The following is a 17,267-nucleotide window of genomic DNA, read 5'->3' as shown; positions in this document are numbered from 1 at the left end:
CTTGGATGGGCACCCCGACCGCCCATCCCCCGGGCGGCCGACGTCGAGGAGGCAACATGTTCATCCAGATCATCGAGGGCAAGTGCACCCGGCAGGACGAGCTGCGCGAGCTGGCGTCGAAGTGGCGCGACGAGGCGGGCCGCGGCGCGGTCGGCTGGCTCGGCGGGACCTACGGCTTCACCGACGACGACCGCTTCGTGGGCGTGGTCCGCTTCGAGTCCAGGGAGGCGGCGGAGGCCAACTCGCGGCGGCCCGAGCAGAGCCAGTGGGCGGAGAAGATGATGGCCATCATGGACGGCCCGGTCGAGTTCCACGACTGCAACGACGTGACGCTGATGATGGACGGCGGCTCGGACTCCGCCGGCTTCGTCCAGATCATCCGCGGCCGGATCGACGACCCGTCGAAGCTCAAGGAGCTGATGGGCGACACCGACATGCTGCACGAGATGCGGCCCGAGATCCTCGGCGCGACGCTGGCGATCGAGGAGGACGGCACGTTCACCGAGACGATCGCGTTCACCGACGAGGCCAGCGCCCGCAAGGGTGAGCGGCTCGAGCCGCCGGAGGAGGTCCGCTCCGTGCTCGACTCGGTCATGGCGGGCGCGACGTTCTACGACCTGCACCACCCGTGGTTCGAGTCGGCCTGACTCGACACCGCCTGGGTCCACACCTCAGGCGGCCACCGCGGTGACCACTCGCGCCCGGTCGACGGGATCCAGCCACCGTCGCCGGGTGCGGGTGAGCCGCGCCAGCGACCAGCACAGGAACGGCACCGCCGACAGCAGTGGCAGCCGCGGGTCGGGCGCGTGCGACAGGGCCGTGAACACCAGGCCGGTCACCGTCGTGCTCACCGCGAGCCGCACGGAGTAGCCGACCATGATCAGCGGCGGCGCCGGGGTGGCACGCGCCGACCGCAGGTCCACGGCGAACGGGCGCAGCTGCGACCAGCGCATCGCCGCGGCCACCACCTGCACCAGCACGACCACCCAGGTGGCCAGGACCGCGACCAGCTCGGACGCGGTCGGCGGACCAGCGCGGAGCGAGGAGACCACCAGCGTCACCGCCGAGGCCAGCGCGAGGAACTCCGCCAGCACGACCACGCGCGCGTCGAACACCGTGCCGGGCGAGACCGGCATGCTCTCGCGCCACAGCCCGCCCCGGCCGTCGAGGCACCAGGCGTTGACGCCGAAGAGCAGCGAGCCGCCCGAGGCGACGAGCCCCGGCAGGATCGTCATGATGTCCCACGGCACGTCGCCCGCGAGCGCGATCACGCCCGGGCCGAGCGCCAGGACCGTGAGGCCGCGACGCATCGGGACCGCCCGCCACACCGAGGCGCGGTCGGTGCGGACCAGGCCGGCGAGCGGAGTGCGCGGCATCGGCCGGGCCTCGTGGGCGTCGGTCTCGAGCCGCTGCTCGTCGTGGGGCGTACGCCGGGCCGCGAGGTGGGCGGGCACGGCGCCGACCACCACCGAGGCGACCAGCAGGGCGAGCTCGACCGCGATGCTCTGCACCCACTGCCCCGAGAAGCCGCCGAGCAGCCCCACGACGAGGGTCAGGGTCGGGACCTGGTCGAGCGCCCCGGTCAACGAGCCGCTGAGCTGGAGCCCGACCACCGCGACCACGCCGACGACGGCGAGACCGCGGACCGCGCCGACGCCGTGCGGCTCGCGGCGCATCGCCTCCAGCGCCCAGGCGGCCACCTGGCCGAGCGCGGTCGCGGCGAGCAGCCAGGCCACCACGCCGATCTGGATCGCGGCCAGCCGCTCGGGGTCGCGGCCGATGCCGAAGGCAGCGGCGCCGAGCAGCACCCACGCCTGGATCAGCCAGGAGATGTTGAGCGGGGCCATCAGCAGCGCCCCGAGGTGGTCGGTGGTCGGGCTGACCGGGTGGATCACCGCGTGCTCGCGGGCCAGCAGCTCGCGGCCGCCGCCGGACGCGACACCCGCCACGACGGCCAGCGCGATGAAGCCCGCGAAGCCGCTCGGCAGCAGCACCAGCGCGTCCTGGGCGTGCCGGCCGGTGCCGGCGCCGGGCAGGAGGGCGGGCAGCACGGCCGCCGCCGAGGTCAGGCCGACGAAGACGAGGGCGAGGGCGACGAGGACCCGCCGCCGGCGTACGCGGGCGCTGCGGAAGCGGAGCAGGTGGCCGACGTCGACGACGGCGCGGCGGGTGCCGCGGATGCCCTGGAGGAGCTCACTCGAGGAGGCTGCGGTAGGCACGCGCCCCCTCCTCCCCCTGCATGTCGGCCGAGCCCATGGTCGCGACCCGGGAGCCGCCGCGGAGCACGGACACCGTGGTGCAGGCGCGGATCGCGAGCTCGCGCAGGTGGGTGGAGACGAGCACGCAGGCGCCGCGCGCGCGGGCGTCGGCGATGACGTCCATGGTGGCGTCCACCCCGATCGGGTCGACGCCGTCGAAGGGCTCGTCGAGCAGCAGCACCTGCGGCTGGTGCATCGCGGCCAGCACGACCGAGAGCCGCCGGCCCATGCCGTGGGAGAAGCCCGCGGTCACCCGGTGGGCGACGTCGCCGAGCTCGAAGCGCTCGAGCAGGTCGCGGGCCGGCCCCTCCCAGTCGTCGAGGCGGCGCAGCCGCGCCGAGAGCTGCAGGTGCTCCCACGGGGTCGCCCGCGGCACCAGCCCGCCCACGTCGGGGCAGTAGCCCGTGGCCTGCTTGGCCGCGAGGGTGTCGCGGCGCACGTCGTGGCCGGCGACCAGGACGGTGCCGGCCGTCGGCGGGACCACCCCGGCCAGCACGCGCATCGTCGTGGACTTGCCCGCGCCGTTGCGGCCGAGCAGGGCGGTGGCCTGCCCGGCGTACGCCGCCAGGTCGATGCCCGCGACCGCCTCGACCTCGCCGAAGCGCACGTGCAGGCCGCGTACGTCGACGACCGGTTCCGAGTTCGTCATCCCGCCAGTGTCCGCCGACTCGGCGCGCGGCACCGGGCAAACGCCGGAGTCACCGTGAAACTCCCGGCAAATCGCCGAGTCGGCGCACCTGCCGGGAGTCCCCCGGCAGGTGCGCCGACTCGAGCGGTCAGGCCGGGAAGGAGCCGCCCGTCTCGGCCAGGTTGCGCAGCCAGGGGGTGGGCTCGAAGCGGGCGCCGTACTTGGCGGCCAGCTCGTCGGCCCGGGCCACGAAGGCCGCGAGGCCGATCGGGGCGTCCTGGTCGTTGGGGTCCTGGTAGCCGGTCATGAACTGCGCCGCACCGCCGGTGTTTGGCGGGAAGCCGATGCCCATGATCGAGCCGATGTTCGCGGCGGCCGCCGAGGTGATGACGTCCTCCTCGAAGCACTTGGCCGTCTCGAGCGCCTCGACGAACAGCAGGCGGTCCTTGACGTCCTGGAACGGCACGGCCTCGGGGTTGACGGGGAACGTCTCGGCCAGGCCCTTCCAGATGCCCTGCCGGGCACCGTTCTCGTCGTACTCGTAGAAGCCGGCACCCTTCAGGCGCGACGGGCGACCGCCCTCGACCATCGTGCGCACGACCTGCTCGGCGGGGTGCGGCGTGTAGGTGCCGCCGTCGCGCTCGACCGCGTCCTTGGTCGCCTTGGCGATCTTCTGGAACAGCTCCATGTTGAGCTCGTCGGCGAGCTGCAGCACGCCGACGGGGTAGCCGTCCTGCGTGGTCGCGCGCTCCAGCGAGACCGGGTGCACGCCCTCGGCCAGCATCGCGAGCCCCTCGTTGACCATCGTGCCGATGACCCGCGAGGTGTAGAAGCCGCGCGAGTCGTTGACCACGATCGGGGTCTTGCGGATCTGCTGCACCACGTCGTAGGCCTTGGCCAGCGCCTCGTCGGAGGTGTCGCGGCCGCGGATGATCTCCACCAGCGGCATCTTGTCGACGGGGCTGAAGAAGTGCAGGCCGATGAAGTCGGCGGGGCGGTCCACGCCCGTGGACAGCTCGGTGATCGGCAGCGTCGAGGTGTTGGAGCAGAGCAGCGCGTCCTTGTTGACGTACGGCGCGATCTCGGCGAACACCTGGTGCTTGAGGGCCGGGTCCTCGAAGACCGCCTCGATGACCAGGTCGCAGCCGGTCAGGTCGGCGGGGTCGGCCGTCGGCGTGATCCGGGCCAGCAGCTCGGCCTTCTTCTCCTCCGTCGACCGGCCGCGCTCGACGGCCTTGGTCATCAGCTTCTCGGAATAGGCCTTGCCGCGCTCGGCGCTCTCGGCGGCGACGTCCTTGAGCACGACCTCCATGCCCGCGCGGGCGCAGGAGTAGGCGATGCCGGCGCCCATCATGCCGGCGCCCAGGACGCCCACCTTGACCGCCTTGTACGGGGGGATGCCGTCGGGTCGCAGCGAGCCGGAGTTGATCGCCTGCAGGTCGAAGAAGAACGCCTGGATCATGTTCTTCGACTGCTGGTTGACGATCAGGTTGGTCAGGTAGCGCGACTCGATCCGCGAGGCGGTCTCGAAGTCGGTCGACGCGCCCTCGACCGCGGCCGCGAGGATCGCGCGCTGGGCGGGGTAGACCGCGCCCTTGGTCTGCTGGCGCAGCAGCGCCGGGAAGGCGGGCAGGAACGCCGCGAGCTTGGGGTTGCTCGGCGTGCCGCCGGGCATCCGGTAGTCCGGCTTGTCCCACGGGTTCTGCGAGGCCTCGGGGTTGGCCTTGATCCACGCCTTCGCGGCGGGGACGAGGTCCTCGCGGGTCGGGACGAGCTCGTCGACCAGGCCCTTCTCGAGCGCCTTGCCCGGCTTGAAGCGGGTGCCCTGGAGGAGCACGTCCATCAGGCCGGACTGGATGCCGAGCATCCGGACGATGCGGGTCACGCCGCCGCCGCCGGGGAGCAGGCCGAGCGAGGCCTCGGGCAGGCCGATCTCGACCTTGTCGTCGTCGACGATCACGCGGTGGTTGCAGGCCAGGCAGATCTCGAAGCCGCCGCCGAGCGCGGCGCCGTTGATGGCGGCGACGACCGGGCGGGGGAACTGCTCGAGGCGGCGCAGGCCGGCCTTGACGCCCTCGCCCATGGCGAAGATCTGGGCGGTGTCGTCCTTGGTGGCCTGGACCATGCCCTTGAGGTTGCCGCCGGCGAAGAAGGTCTTCTTGGCGCTGGCCACGACGACACCGGTGACGGTGTCGACCTCGTCGTACAGGCGATCCACGACCGCCTTCATGGAGTCGAGGTAGAGCTCGTTCATGGTGTTGGCGCTGGACGTGGGGTCGTCCAGCGTGAGGGTGACGATGCCGTCGGCGTCCTTGTCGTAGCGCACAGCCGACTGGGTCTGGGTCTCGGTCATTCTGGTGAAGTCCTTTGTCAGTTCCGGTCGGGCGCTCAGACGAGCTCGACGATGGTGGCGATGCCCATGCCGCCGCCGACGCAGAGCGTGGCGAGGCCGCGGCGCAGGTCGCGTCGCTGGAGCTCGTCGACCAGGGTGCCGAGGATCATCGCGCCGGTGGCGCCGAGCGGGTGGCCCATCGCGATGGCGCCGCCGTTGACGTTGGTGATCTCGTGGCTGATGCCCATGTCCTGCATGAAGCGCATCGCCACGGCCGCGAAGGCCTCGTTGATCTCGAACAGGTCGATGTCGTCGACCGTCAGGCCGGCCTTGGCCAGCGCCTTGCGGGCGGCCGGGGCCGGGCCGGTCAGCATGATCGTCGGGTCCGCGCCGGAGACGGCGGTGGCGATGATCCGCGCCCGCGGGGTCAGGCCGAGGTCGGTGCCGACCTGCTCGGTGCCGATCGCCACGATCGCGGCGCCGTCCACGATGCCCGAGGAGTTGCCGGCGTGGTGGACGTGGTCGATCTTCTCGACCCAGTGGTACTTCTCCAGCGCGACGTCGTCGAAGCCGGCGTTCTTGCCGATGTCGGCGAAGGACGGCTTGAGCCCGGCCAGGCCCTCGGGGCTGGTGTCGGGGCGGATCGTCTCGTCGTGGTCGAGGATGGTCAGGCCGTTGATGTCCCTGACCGGGATGACCGCGTTGGCGAAGTAGCCGTTGGCCCAGGCCTTGGCGGCGCGGTGGTGCGACTCGGCGGCGTAGGCGTCCACGTCGGCGCGGGTCCAGCCACCGAGGGTGGCGATCAGGTCGGCGCCGATGCCCTGCGGGACGAAGCCGGTCTGCAGCGCGGTGGCCGGGTCGGCCGCCCAGGCGCCGCCGTCGGAGCCCATCGGCACGCGGCTCATCGACTCGACGCCGCCGGCGAGGATCAGGTCCTCGAAGCCACCGCGGACGCGCGACGCAGCCTGGTTGACGGCCTCGAGGCCGGAGGCGCAGAAGCGGTTGAGCTGGACGCCGGCGACGGTCTCGGGGAGGCCGGCCTTGAGCGCGGCGGTCTTGGCGATGTCGCTGCCCTGCTCGCCGATCGGGGAGACCACGCCGAGGACGACGTCGTCGATGCGGTTCGGGTCCAGGGTGGGGTTGCGCTTCTGGACCTCCTCGAGGAGCCCGACCACCAGGTCGATCGGCTTGACCTCGTGCAGGGTGCCGACCTTCTTGCCCTTGCCACGCGGCGTACGAATGTGGTCGTACACGAATGCTTCTGCCATGACCGTCCTTGCTGTTTGCGGCTGCTTGCGGTTCAGCTGATGTCCCGATTGTGACACTATTGGTGTCACGGTCAAGGTCGGGTGGACTGTGGTCTGGCTCACCCGGCGCCCGTGGGAGATTGATCCGAGATGACGACCCGAGGAGTGTCGATGGAGGAGAGCGTCGAAGCGCTCCGGGAGCTGCTCACCCTCGACGAGCTGACCAACCGGGTCGGCATGAGCGTGCGCAACGTCCGCTTCTACACGACCAAGGGGCTCGTCCCGCCGCCGATCCGGCGCGGCCGCTCGGGCTACTACACCCCGGACCACGTGGCCCGGCTCGAGCTCGTCCAGGAGCTGCAGAGCCACGGGTTCACGCTCTCGGCGATCTCGACGTACGTCGCCAACATCCCGCGCGACGCCACGCCCGAGGACATCGCCCTGCAGCGGGCCATGCTCGCGCCGTGGCAGCACGAGACCCCGATCGAGATGTCCCGGGCCGAGCTCGACAAGCGCGCCGGCCGCGAGCTCACCGATGACGACCTCACCACCCTCGCCGCCCTCGGCGTGGTCCACCCGGGCCGTCGTGGCAAGCACCAGGTCGCGGTCTCGCAGCTCTCGATCGGGCTGGGCCTGCTCGACCTTGGCTTCCCGACCGAGGCGGCGCTCGCCGCGGCCGACGTCTACGCCGCGCACGGCCGGCAGATCGCCGAGGAGCTCTACGAGGTGTTCCGCACCAAGGCGTGGCCGGTCTACAAGGAGTCCGGCGCGTCGCCGGAGCGGGTGCGCGAGGTCGTCGAGCGGCTCAAGCCGCTCTCGATCGCCAGCCTCGTGCAGGCCTACGAGGCCGCGATGGACGAGACCAAGCGCGAGGGCATCGCCCAGCGGGTGCGCTAGCCGGCTGCCGGGCGCGTCCAGGCGAGCGGCTCCAGGCCGTCGACCTCGACGCGCACGGACGTGCCGGGCAGCAGCGGGACCGCGTCGGTCATCGCCCCGGCCAGCACCACCGAGCCGGCGGGCAGGACCTCGCCCCGCCGCCCGAGATGGGTCGCGAGGTGGGCGAGGGCGGCGAGCGGGTCGCCGAGGATCGCGGCGGGGGTCGTGGTCGACCGGAGCTCACCGTCGACGTACCACCGGGCTTCCCGTCCCCGCAGGTCGTCCGGCAGGGGTGCGGGGGCGCCGAGCAGGTAGCCGGCCGCACTCGTGTTGTCGGCGAGCACGTCGGCCAGGCCGAAGCGGTAGCCGGTCCAGCGGGAGTCCAGCACCTCCAGGGCGACGCACACCGACGCGACGACGTCGCGGACGTCGGCGACGGGTCCGCCCAGGTCCACGGCCAGGACGAAGGCGACCTCCGGCTCGATCCGGGGCTGGGCCAGGGCGTCGACGTCGAAGGCGCCCTCGGCCATCGCGTCGGTGAGGAAGCCGACGATCGGCTGGTGGACACCCATCGTCTGCTGCTTGGGCGCGCTGGTGAGGCCGAGCTTCGCGCCGGTCACCCGCTCCCCCGCGGCCAGCCGGGCGGCCCGGTCGAGGTCCTGGACGGCCAGGCCCCACGCCTCGTCGAGGTCGGGCTCCGTGGCGGTGAACCGCTCGAGCGTCCGGCGCTCGTCGCGGGCCGACGCGAGCGCGCGGGCGGCGACGGTGGGAGCAGGCATGGATCTCCTTGGTGCAACTTTCAACCACACCGTACGCGGCCACGTTCCGATCCACAAGGCGCGCTCGCGCGGGCCTCCTCTCTAGGGTGGGCCCATGACCGACGCCCCGACCGTCCTCGTCACCGGCGCCACCGGGTTCGTCGGCCGCCGCCTCGTCCCCGAGCTCGTCGCGCGCGGGCTCGACGTGCGGGCGATGACCCGCCGCCCCGAGCAGTACGACGGACCCGGCGTGGCCGTGGGCGGCGACGTCACCGACCGCGCCTCGCTGAGCGACGCCCTCGCGGGCGCCGACGTGGCGATCTACCTCGTGCACTCCCTCGACGACCCCGACTTCGAGCGCAAGGACGCCGAGGCCGCGCGGACCTTCGGCCGGGCGGCCAAGGCGGCGGGCGTGCAGCAGATCGTCTACCTCGGCGGGCTCGGCGAGGAGGGCAGCGACCTGTCGCCGCACCTGCGCTCGCGCCGCGAGGTCGAGGGGCTGCTCGGCGAGGCCGGCGTGCCGGTGACCGTGCTCCGCGCCGCGATCGTGGTCGGGGCGGGCGGAATCTCGTGGGAGCTGACCCGCCAGCTCGTCAAGAACCTCCCCGCGATGATCGTGCCGCGCTGGGTCTCCACCCGCACCCAGCCGATCGCGCTCGACGACGTCGTCCGCTACCTCGCCGGCGTCATCGGCCAGGAGGCCGCGCTCGACCGGGTCTTCGAGATCGGCGGCCCCGAGCAGCTGACCTACCTCGAGATGCTCCAGGTCGCCGCCGAGATCTCCTCGGGGCACCGCGTGCCGATCGTGCGGGTGCCGGTGCTGACGCCGCGGCTGTCGTCGTACTGGCTGGCCCTCGTGACCGACGTCGACGTCACCACCGGCCGCAACCTGATCGACTCGATGGGCACCGAGGTCGTCGTCACCGACCGGTCGATCCTCGACATCGTCCCCGGCGAGCCGATCCCGTACGCCGAAGCCGTGCGCCGTGCGCTGGACGAGAGCGGTCGCTCGTAGCCGTCCTCAGCCGAACAGCGCCGGCAGCACGAACAGCATCGAGACCGACCAGGTGACGTGGGTCAGGATCGGCCCGAGGATCCCGCCGGACGCGCGGCGCTGCAGGCCGACCAGCGCGCCGAGCAGCACGGCCGCGAACGACAGCATCACGTTGCCGCTGGCCAGCGTCGCGACGGCGTACGCCACGGTCGTCCAGACGACTGGGTGCCGGGTGATGGCGGCGTACGCCGCGCCGCGGAAGAACAGCTCCTCCGCGACCCCGTTGACGGCCGTGATCAGGACCAGCAGCGGCCACGAGCCCTGGTCCGCGTGGTCGAGCACGGAGCTCACCTGGTGCTCGAGGAACGGCACCTCGCGCACCAGCAGCCCGCCCGCGGCGAAGACCGCGGCCAGGCCGAGCCCGAGCAGGATCGGCGCGACGACGGGGCGCCGGTCGCCCCGGGCGTGGGCGATCCGGCCGAGGTGGAGCGGCCCGGACGCGAACGCGCCGACCGTCCAGACCCCGGCGAGCACGAGGGTCGCGGGGTAGAACCAGGCGCTGCCGGGCTCGATCCGCAGCGACAGGCCGAGGACCACGCCGCCGATCACCACGAAGGTCGCCGTCACGAGCTGTCGTCGGCGCAGCGCGTCCGGGGACTCCCGGTGGTCGCGCGGGACGACGTCCCACAACGCGCGCTGCAGCCAGGTCCGCACACCGACCCCCTTCCGTCCGGCGAGCCTACGGGGGAGGCCTCACCACGCGCGTGTGCCCCACGACGCGCTCTGGCGCGTCGTGGGGCACACGGGACGGGAACGGGTCAGCGGCGGCCGGAGCTGAAGCTCGCCGCGCTGTGCTGGCCGGGGCGACCCGAGCCGGCGGCGGGGCCGCGGTTCGAGCGGCTGCGGTTGCCGCCGCCGTTGCCGCCGGAGCCCTGCTTGGCGGCGGGCTTGGCGCCCTGCTGCTTGGTGCCCTGCTGGCGGCCGCCCTGGGACTTGGCGCCCTGGCCGGAGCCCTGGCCGGAGCCCTGACCGCCACCCTGGCCGCCGCCGCCACCGCGGCGACGACGCGGACGACCCGAGCCGGAGCCGGAGCCCGAGCCCGAGGAGCGGTTGCCGGAGGACTGCTCGGGCACGTCGACGACGAGGCCGCCGGGGACGTGCACCCGCTTGCCGGGCGCGAGCTCGGCGAGCAGCGGGTGCGAGGCGCCGTGGATCTTGGTGGTGGTCGGCTTGATGCCGGCCGCACGGGTCAGGTCGCGGACGTCGCGCACCTGGTCGTCGGTCATCAGCGTGATGACGGTGCCGGCGGCACCGGCGCGCGCCGTACGGCCCGAGCGGTGCAGGTAGGCCTTGTGCTCGACCGGCGGGTCGGCGTGCACGACCAGCGCGACGTCATCGACGTGGATGCCGCGGGCGGCGATGTCGGTGGCGACGAGGGTGCTCGCCTTGCCGGAGTGGAACGCCTCCATGTTGCGGGTGCGGGCGTTCTGGCTCAGGTTGCCGTGCAGCTCGACGGTCGGGACACCGCTCTTGTTCAGCTGGCGGGTCAGCGCCTTGGCGCCGTGCTTGGTGCGCGTGAAGACGACCGTGCGGCCCGGCGCGCTGGTCAGGTCGACCAGCACCGGGACGCGGTTCTCCCGCGACAGGTGCAGGACGTGGTGGTCCATCGTCGAGATCGGGGACTGCGCGGAGTCGGCCTCGTGGGTCACCGGCTGGGACAGGAACCGCTTGACCAGCACGTTGATCGCGTTGTCGAGCGTCGCCGAGAACAGGAGCCGCTGGCCGTCGGCCGGGGTCTTGTCCATGATGCGGCGTACGGCGGGGAGGAAGCCCAGGTCGGCCATGTGGTCGGCCTCGTCGAGGATCGTGATCTCGATGGCACCCAGGTCGCAGTGGCCTTGCTGGATGAGGTCCTCGAGCCGGCCCGGGCAGGCGAGCACGATGTCCGCGCCGCGGCGGAGGGCGTTGACCTGCGGGGTCTGGCCCACGCCACCGAAGATCGTCATGGTGGTGAGGCCGGCGGACTCCGCGAGCGGCTTGAGCGACTCGTGGATCTGGCCGACGAGCTCGCGCGTCGGCGCCAGGATCAGCGCGCGCGGCTCGCCCTTGCGGGCCGGGCGGCCGGACGCCGTGAGGCGCGCGACGAGCGGCAGCAGGAAGGCGAAGGTCTTGCCGGAGCCGGTGCGGCCCCGGCCCAGGACGTCGCGTCCGGCCATGGAGTCCGGCAGCGTCGCGGCCTGGATGGGGGTCGGGGTGGTGATGCCCTGCGCGGCCAGGATGGCGGCGAGCGGGGCGGGGACGCCGAGGTCCACGAAGGACGGCGCGGCGGAGGAAGAAGCAGCAGACATGCGGGAATCACTCACGTTTCGTGGTGTCTCACCACGCTGGTCACACCGGCGGCGTGACTGGGGAAGCGAACCTCACGAGGAGGGGCGCGGGCTGCGGGTCGAGAAGACCGAGCCAGATCGCGCGGGAGTCCGAGGCAAGACTGGACGAACTCGTGGCTCCACCCTAGGGGAGTCGGCCGGTACGGCGACAATCCGCGCCGCCGTACCGGCCTGTGATCCTTGTCAAGCAGGCGCTACTTGGTGAGGCCGTCCTTGAGGTCCTTGGCGGCGTCCTTGACGTGCTCGCCGGCGTTCTTCACCGAGGCCGAGGTCTGGTCGGCCTTGCCCTCGGCCTCGAGGCTCTCGTTGCCGGTCGCCTTGCCGGTGGCCTCCTTGGCCTTGCCGCCGAGGTCCTCGGCCTTGTTCTCCGCCTTGTCACCGAAACCCATGGTGTCCTCCGTGTAGGTCGGGCGCGCCGCGGGTGCGACGCAGGTTGCCGAACGGTTCGTGCCCGATCGGGACGCCGGCAAACCACCCGCCCGGGTGGTGGTCAGCTGAACTGCAGGACGCCGTCCTCGAGATCGCCGCGGCGGATGGTGCGCAGGTCGGTGATGTAGTTCTGCCGGAGCATCCACGGCGCCCGGTCACCCTGGACCGGCAGGTCGTCGAGCGCGCGCAGGATGTAGCCGGACTGGAAGTCCATCAGTGGCCGCTCGCCGACGTCAGGGTCGCGCTCGGCCACGACGCGGGTCGTGCCGGTCCGGTCGAGGTGCTCGAGGAGCCGGACGACGTAGTCGGAGACGAGGTCGGCCTTGAGCGTCCACGAGGCGTTGGTGTAGCCGATGGTGAACGCGAAGTTGGGCACTCCGCTGAGCATCAGCGCCTTGTAGGCCATGGTCTCGTGGGCCTTGACCGCGGCGCCGTCGACGGTGAGGTCGAAGCCGCCGAAGGGCTTCAGCTTCAGCCCGGTGGCGGTCACGATGATGTCCGCCTCGAGCTCCTCGCCGGAGGTGAGCCGGATGCCGGTCTCCGTGAAGGTCTCGATGGTGTCGGTGACGACCGAGGCCTCACCGCGGCGGATCGCCTTGAAGAGGTCGCCGTCGGGCACCAGGCAGAGACGCTGGTCCCAGGGGTTGTACGTCGGCCTGAAGTGCCGGTCGACGTCGTAGCCCTCGGGGAGCTGGCGGATCGCCGCGTCGCGCAGCGCCTTCTTGACGATCGACGGCCGCACCCGCGCGAGCTTGAACGTGGCGGCGGCATAGAGGATGTTCTTCCAGCGGATCACCGGGTAGGCAACGGCGCGCGGCAACTTCTCCAGGCGCCGGGCGAGCGGGTCGCGGCCCGGCCGCGTGGCGACGTACGACGGGGAGCGCTGCAGCATGGTCACGTGCTCGGCCGTCCCGGCCATCGCCGGGACCAGCGTGACCGCGGTGGCGCCGCTGCCGATGACGACGACCTTCTTGCCGGCGTGGTCGAGGTCCTCGGGCCAGAACTGCGGGTGCACGACCTGCCCGCGGAAGTCGGCGGCCCCCGGGAACTCCGGCGCGTGGCCCTGCTCGTAGTCGTAGTAGCCGCCGCACGACCAGAGGAAGCCGGTCGTGAGGACGCGACGCTCGCCGGCGACGTCCACCTCGACCGTCCAGCGGCTGGTGGCGGAGTCCCAGGAGGCGCCGACGACCCGGTGCCGGTAGCGGATCTTCTCGTCGACGCCGTACTCACGGGCGACGGTGCGCAGGTAGTCGAGGATCAGCGGTCCGTCGGCCAGCGCGGTGTCGGAGGGCCACGGGCGCCAGCGGTAGCCGAAGGTGAACATGTCGGAGTCCGAGCGGATGCCGGGGTAGCGGAACAGGTCCCACGTGCCGCCGCTCGCCTCGCGCGCCTCGAGCACGGCCACGGACTTCCCGGGGTGCCTCTCGGTCAGCTGGCAGGCCGCACCGATGCCGGACAGGCCGGCGCCGACGACGATCACGTCCACGTGCTCGGGGTGCGCGGGGTGCTCGGGAGTCATGGTCCGACGGTAGCCCTCCCACGGTTTTATTGACAGATGTTCAACAGTGGAAGTGGTGCAGGTCACTCGGGTCACGGAGGGCCGTCAGTGGGCGTGGAGCTCCACGAAGCGCGCCAGCAGGAGCGGCGGCTCGGTGACGACCCCGGCGCGGGCCCGGGCCAGGACCTGCTCGAGCTCGGTGGGGTCGAAGTAGCCGTGGTCGCGGTAGGCCTCGACCCGGCGGACCAGGCCCGGCACGTCCAGCTCGGGGTGGAACTGCGTGGCGTAGACGTGGCTGCCGAGCCGGAACGCCTGGACCGGGCAGGCCTGCGACGAGGCGAGCAGCACCGCCCCGTCCGGCAGCCGGGTGACCGCCTCCTTGTGGCCCAGGAACGCCGCGAACTCGTCGGACACCCCGGCGAAGAGCGGGTCCGCCCTGCCGGCGTCAGTCAGCCGGATCGTGGTTGCGCCGATCGGCTCGCTGTAGGTCCGGTCGACCAGTCCGCCGCGGAGGTTGCCGAGCGTGCCGATGCCGTAGCAGGCGCCGAAGAAGGGGAAGTCCGCCTCCACCACGCGCAGGGCCAGGTCGCGGAGGTCGGCCTCGGCGCGGCGCTGGGCCGGTGACTTGGCCGACTCCGGGTCGCTGACGTTGAACGGTCCGCCGCCGAGCACGATCCCCGACCAGTCGTCGAGGTCCACGGGGTCCAGGCCGTCCTGCTCGACGCGCACCCGTCGTACGTCGCCCTCGTCGAGGCCGCAGCAGCGCAGCACCGAGGCGTACTCGTCGTCGGCGACGTCGTCCTCGGCGCGGGTGCCGAGGAAGAGGAACGGCTTCACGGGTCGACCTGGACGGCGATCCCGGCCTCGAGCAGCTTGTCGACGTCCGCGATCCCCCAGGCGTTCAGCGCCTCGCGGGTGTCCGAGCCGGCCGCCGGCGTCGGCGGGGTGGTCAGGCTCGGCCGGGTGCGGGAGAAGCGCGGCGCGGGGCTGGGCTGTACCAGGCCGTCGCGCTCGACGAAGACCTCGCGCGCGGCCATGTGCGGGTGGCGGGCCGCCTCGCTGAGCGGGATGATCCCGGCGACGCAGGCGTCGGTGCCCTCGAACACCTCGATCCACTCGGCCTGGGTGCGGCTCGCGAAGCGCTCGGTGATCAGCGCGCGGAGCTCGTCGTACCGGTCGAGGTCGGCCTGGCCGGGCGCGTCGTCGGGCAGCCCGAGCAGCTCCACGAACGTCGCGAAGAACTGCGGCTCCAGGGCGCCGACCGACACGTGGCGTCCGTCGGAGGTCGCGTAGACGTCGTAGAACGGCACGCCGCCGTCGAGCAGGTTGGCGGCCCGCTCCTCGCGATAGCCGCCGCCGGCGAGGAAGGCAGAGGTCATGGCGTTGAGGTGGGCCGTGCCGTCGACGATGGCGGCGTCCACGACCTGCCCCTCGCCGCTGACCCGGGCCTCCAGGAGCGCGGCGAGCAGGCCGATGACGAGGTACGTCGACCCGCCGCCGAAGTCGCCGACGAGGTTGCTCGGGAAGTGCGGCCGCGCCTTGTCCTGGCCGAGGCCGAAGAGCGCGCCGGTGATCGAGATGTAGTTCATGTCGTGGCCGGCGGCAGTGGCGAGCGGACCGTCCTGCCCCCAGCCGGTCATCCGCCCGTAGACCAGCCGCGGGTTGACCGCCCGGCAGTCCTCCGGGCCGAAGCCGAGCCGCTCCGCCACCCCGGGCCGCATCCCCTCGACGAGCAGGTCGGCGTCCCGGACCAGCTCGAGCACGGTCGCGACCGCCTCGGGGTTCTTGAGGTCCAGCGCGACGCTCGGCCGGCCGCGGTTGAGCAGGTTGTGCGGACCACCTGCGAGCAGCTGGCCGCCGGGCCGCTCGACCCGGATCACGTCCGCGCCGAGGTCGGCCAGGATCATGCAGGCGTGCGGCCCCGGGCCGATGCCCGCGATCTCGACGACCTTGACACCCTTCAGCGGACCCGTGCCCTGACCGAGTTCGTAGCTCATGCCGGCGATCATGACAGGTTCACTGTCACGGTCGCGAGGGTCTCGGCTGGCGCCTGGGGCGGTGAGCTGCGAACCGTTTCTGTTGCGGAATGGGTTCATGGCTCACCGCTGGGCGCGTGGAGCGGTGAGTGGTGAACCGAATCGGCCGAGCATTCGGTTCACAGGTCACCGCTCGGGCGCCCGCCGCGAACCCTCCACAGAGCTGCGCTCGTGCATGGCCTTCCACCGGCTGCCCCGCAGCCGCCTGGCATCCGGGATCCGTCGCTGTTCGATCCGGGACATGCACTCCCTTCCTCCCGAACTCCTGACCGGGCCCTTCCTGCGTGGGACCGCCCGGGACCTCGGAATCACCGACCGGATGCTCCAGGGTTCCCGCTTCGCCCGCGTCCATCCGCGCGTGTGGCGACATCGCGACCTCGAGATGACCGAGGTCGACCAGGTCGCGGCGGCCATGCTCGCGCTGCCGGACCGGGCGCTCCTGACCGGCATCAGCCGGATCCGCGCCCTGGGCCTCGACTTCGGCGCCCAGCAACCGCTTCGCTTCGTCATCGAGGGGGACCATCACCTCGCCCTCGAGGGCATCTTCCTGCACCGGACGAAGAAGCTGCCGCCGGCCGCTGGACGGATGGTCACCCCCGCCGCGGCGTACCTCTCCTACGTGGCGCGCGCACGCGTCATCGATGCGATCAAGGTCGGGGACTGGCTGCTCCACCACGGCCACATGACCCGGGCCGAGCTGCGGGACCTGGCCCTGGGCGCGCTCTGGCGCGACGGCGCTCACGAGGCGATCTGGCTCCTTGACCACCTCGACGAACGCAGCCGGTCCCTCAAGGAGAGCGAGACGCGCGCGATGTTGACGTTCTCAGGCCTGGACCGTCCGGAGTCCAACGGGGCTCTCGACGTGGGCGGGGTGATCCTGACCCCCGACCTGCTGTATCGGAAGTGGGGCCCGCTCGCCCTGGAGTACGAAGGCACCCAGCACCAGCTCGACCGCACCCAGTACGTCTCGGACATCGACCGTTACGAGCTCTACCGCAACGCCTCGATCCCCTACGTCCAGATCACCAACGAGAAGCTGGCCCAGCCGCGGCGCCTCGTCCTCGACGTCCACCGAGCCCTGGTTGCACGGGGATACGACGGCCCCGCCCCGAGCTTCGGCGAGCGGTGGCTACTGCTCTTCGCGCGGGTGTCCACGGCGGTCGGTCCACGACAGCCCGTCCAGCGGTGAGCGGTGAACCGAATGGGCCGCAGCGATGGTTCATGGCTCACCGCTGGACGCGACCAGCGGTGAGCCATGAACCATCGCGAGTCGGGAAAGGGTTCACAGGTCACCGCTCGGGCGTCAGTGGTGCGCGTGGCCGTGCATCTGGTGCACGACGGCGTGCCCGCGGCCACGCCCGATCATCCAGCGGTTGACCGGGACGGTGACGACGAAGGCGATCGCCAGCGACGCGGCGAGCGACACCCAGAACAGCGCGTCTGCCAGGGTCGCGTCCATCGCGGACGGCCAGACCACCAGCGTGCCGTTGTCGACGATCTCCATGACCAGGATCGAGACGGTGTCCGCGGCGAGGGCCGTGCGGACGGCCGTGGGGACGTCGAGGCCGGCGCGGCGAACACCGGTGAAGGTCAGCAGGTAGCCGAAGAAGAACGCCAGCACGACCGACAGCACGATGCTTGCGCCGTTGCCCCAGCCCCACCAGGTGGCCAGGACCATGCCGAGCACCTCGCCGATCGCACAGCCCGTCAGGCAGTGCAGGGTCGCGGTGGCCGCCATCTTCCAGGAAGTGTCCATGGTGCGACCATATACCCCCTAGGGGTACCTATCAAGGGGTGTGACGCGACCGACTCTTGCAACTCGTT

At 72.1% G+C, this 17,267-nt stretch carries 16 protein-coding genes; 4 read left to right on the top strand and 12 right to left on the bottom strand.

Annotation, left to right across the window (positions count from 1 at the left end):
• Window positions 1-56 precede the first annotated feature (56 nt).
• Window positions 57-647 (top strand): hypothetical protein, encoded by a 591-nt coding sequence (locus FB382_RS20490; RefSeq protein ID WP_182541814.1) that lies wholly within the window; start codon window positions 57-59, stop codon window positions 645-647.
• Window positions 648-671: 24 nt separating this feature from the next.
• Here the strand turns inward: FB382_RS20490 and FB382_RS20485 are convergent, their stop codons facing one another.
• The 4 genes from FB382_RS20485 to FB382_RS20470 all read right to left on the bottom strand — a co-directional run bounded on the left by FB382_RS20485 (window position 672) and on the right by FB382_RS20470 (window position 6,486).
• On the bottom strand, window positions 672-2,219 hold the full coding sequence (locus FB382_RS20485; protein ID WP_182541813.1) for a hypothetical protein: 1,548 nt from the start codon (window positions 2,217-2,219) through the stop codon (window positions 672-674).
• A complete protein-coding gene (locus FB382_RS20480; protein WP_182541812.1) occupies window positions 2,194-2,907 on the bottom strand; it encodes an ABC transporter ATP-binding protein in 714 nt (237 codons plus the stop codon). Before FB382_RS20480 ends, FB382_RS20485 begins: the two co-directional genes overlap by 26 nt.
• A gap of 127 nt (window positions 2,908-3,034) precedes the next feature.
• Window positions 3,035-5,239 carry a 3-hydroxyacyl-CoA dehydrogenase NAD-binding domain-containing protein gene (locus FB382_RS20475; protein WP_182541811.1) on the bottom strand — a complete coding sequence of 735 codons (2,205 nt, stop codon included), beginning with the start codon at window positions 5,237-5,239 and terminating at the stop codon, window positions 3,035-3,037.
• A gap of 35 nt (window positions 5,240-5,274) precedes the next feature.
• On the bottom strand, window positions 5,275-6,486 hold the full coding sequence (locus FB382_RS20470) for an acetyl-CoA C-acetyltransferase (protein WP_182541810.1): 1,212 nt from the start codon (window positions 6,484-6,486) through the stop codon (window positions 5,275-5,277).
• 150 nt (window positions 6,487-6,636) lie between these two features.
• Between FB382_RS20470 and FB382_RS20465 the strand changes: the two genes are divergently transcribed.
• Window positions 6,637-7,362, top strand: a complete 726-nt coding sequence (locus FB382_RS20465; protein WP_246378507.1) for a MerR family transcriptional regulator — start codon at window positions 6,637-6,639, stop codon at window positions 7,360-7,362.
• Here the strand turns inward: FB382_RS20465 and FB382_RS20460 are convergent.
• Window positions 7,359-8,120, bottom strand: a complete 762-nt coding sequence (locus FB382_RS20460) for a 2-keto-4-pentenoate hydratase (protein ID WP_182541808.1) — start codon at window positions 8,118-8,120, stop codon at window positions 7,359-7,361. The genes FB382_RS20465 and FB382_RS20460 overlap by 4 nt on opposite strands.
• Before the next feature lie 94 nt (window positions 8,121-8,214).
• Here FB382_RS20460 and FB382_RS20455 point away from each other — a divergent pair, with 94 nt between their 5' ends.
• A complete protein-coding gene (locus FB382_RS20455; RefSeq protein ID WP_182541807.1) occupies window positions 8,215-9,114 on the top strand; it encodes an NAD(P)H-binding protein in 900 nt (299 codons plus the stop codon).
• Between the two features lie 6 nt (window positions 9,115-9,120).
• On the opposite strand, the gene FB382_RS20450 is transcribed toward FB382_RS20455, so the two are convergent.
• From FB382_RS20450 to FB382_RS20425, 6 genes are all read right to left on the bottom strand, one after another.
• The gene (locus FB382_RS20450; RefSeq protein WP_182541806.1) at window positions 9,121-9,807 is read right to left on the bottom strand and encodes a CPBP family glutamic-type intramembrane protease; all 687 of its coding nucleotides are present in this window, start codon (window positions 9,805-9,807) and stop codon (window positions 9,121-9,123) included.
• Between the two features lie 104 nt (window positions 9,808-9,911).
• Entirely contained in the window at window positions 9,912-11,441 is a 1,530-nt protein-coding gene (locus tag FB382_RS20445; protein WP_182541805.1) for a DEAD/DEAH box helicase, read from the bottom strand.
• A gap of 233 nt (window positions 11,442-11,674) precedes the next feature.
• Entirely contained in the window at window positions 11,675-11,869 is a 195-nt protein-coding gene (locus FB382_RS20440; protein WP_182541804.1) for a CsbD family protein, read from the bottom strand.
• Window positions 11,870-11,970: 101 nt separating this feature from the next.
• Entirely contained in the window at window positions 11,971-13,428 is a 1,458-nt protein-coding gene (locus FB382_RS20435) for a flavin-containing monooxygenase (RefSeq protein WP_182541803.1), read from the bottom strand.
• 84 nt (window positions 13,429-13,512) lie between these two features.
• A complete protein-coding gene (locus tag FB382_RS20430; protein WP_182541802.1) occupies window positions 13,513-14,244 on the bottom strand; it encodes a glutamine amidotransferase in 732 nt (243 codons plus the stop codon).
• Window positions 14,241-15,404 carry a CaiB/BaiF CoA transferase family protein gene (locus tag FB382_RS20425; protein WP_182541801.1) on the bottom strand — a complete coding sequence of 388 codons (1,164 nt, stop codon included), beginning with the start codon at window positions 15,402-15,404 and terminating at the stop codon, window positions 14,241-14,243. The genes FB382_RS20430 and FB382_RS20425 overlap by 4 nt, the downstream gene beginning before the upstream one ends.
• 280 nt (window positions 15,405-15,684) lie before the next feature.
• Between FB382_RS20425 and FB382_RS20420 the strand changes: the two genes are divergently transcribed.
• Window positions 15,685-16,632 carry a hypothetical protein gene (locus FB382_RS20420; protein WP_182541800.1) on the top strand — a complete coding sequence of 316 codons (948 nt, stop codon included), beginning with the start codon at window positions 15,685-15,687 and terminating at the stop codon, window positions 16,630-16,632.
• A 114-nt stretch (window positions 16,633-16,746) separates the two neighbouring features.
• Here FB382_RS20420 and FB382_RS20415 read toward each other — a convergent pair whose 3' ends face one another.
• Entirely contained in the window at window positions 16,747-17,199 is a 453-nt protein-coding gene (locus FB382_RS20415; RefSeq protein WP_182541799.1) for a DUF4396 domain-containing protein, read from the bottom strand.
• Window positions 17,200-17,267: the final 68 nt, after the last annotated feature.

Origin of the sequence: Nocardioides ginsengisegetis, from assembly GCF_014138045.1 — a bacterium.
Taxonomy (GTDB): Bacteria; Actinomycetota; Actinomycetes; order Propionibacteriales; family Nocardioidaceae; genus Nocardioides; species Nocardioides ginsengisegetis.
Note: the sequence above shows the minus strand (reverse complement) of the source record. Positions and strands in the feature narration are given on the sequence as shown.

Coding starts and splice junctions, on each gene's coding strand:
- FB382_RS20490 (WP_182541814.1), top strand. CDS start 57: ATGTTCATCCAGATCATCGAGGGCAAGTGCACCCGGCAGGACGAGCTG.
- FB382_RS20480 (WP_182541812.1), bottom strand. CDS start 2,907: ATGACGAACTCGGAACCGGTCGTCGACGTACGCGGCCTGCACGTGCGC.
- FB382_RS20475 (WP_182541811.1), bottom strand. CDS start 5,239: ATGACCGAGACCCAGACCCAGTCGGCTGTGCGCTACGACAAGGACGCC.
- FB382_RS20470 (WP_182541810.1), bottom strand. CDS start 6,486: ATGGCAGAAGCATTCGTGTACGACCACATTCGTACGCCGCGTGGCAAG.
- FB382_RS20465 (WP_246378507.1), top strand. CDS start 6,637: ATGGAGGAGAGCGTCGAAGCGCTCCGGGAGCTGCTCACCCTCGACGAG.
- FB382_RS20460 (WP_182541808.1), bottom strand. CDS start 8,120: ATGCCTGCTCCCACCGTCGCCGCCCGCGCGCTCGCGTCGGCCCGCGAC.
- FB382_RS20455 (WP_182541807.1), top strand. CDS start 8,215: ATGACCGACGCCCCGACCGTCCTCGTCACCGGCGCCACCGGGTTCGTC.
- FB382_RS20445 (WP_182541805.1), bottom strand. CDS start 11,441: ATGTCTGCTGCTTCTTCCTCCGCCGCGCCGTCCTTCGTGGACCTCGGC.
- FB382_RS20440 (WP_182541804.1), bottom strand. CDS start 11,869: ATGGGTTTCGGTGACAAGGCGGAGAACAAGGCCGAGGACCTCGGCGGC.
- FB382_RS20435 (WP_182541803.1), bottom strand. CDS start 13,428: ATGACTCCCGAGCACCCCGCGCACCCCGAGCACGTGGACGTGATCGTC.
- FB382_RS20425 (WP_182541801.1), bottom strand. CDS start 15,404: ATGAGCTACGAACTCGGTCAGGGCACGGGTCCGCTGAAGGGTGTCAAG.
- FB382_RS20420 (WP_182541800.1), top strand. CDS start 15,685: ATGCACTCCCTTCCTCCCGAACTCCTGACCGGGCCCTTCCTGCGTGGG.
- FB382_RS20415 (WP_182541799.1), bottom strand. CDS start 17,199: ATGGACACTTCCTGGAAGATGGCGGCCACCGCGACCCTGCACTGCCTG.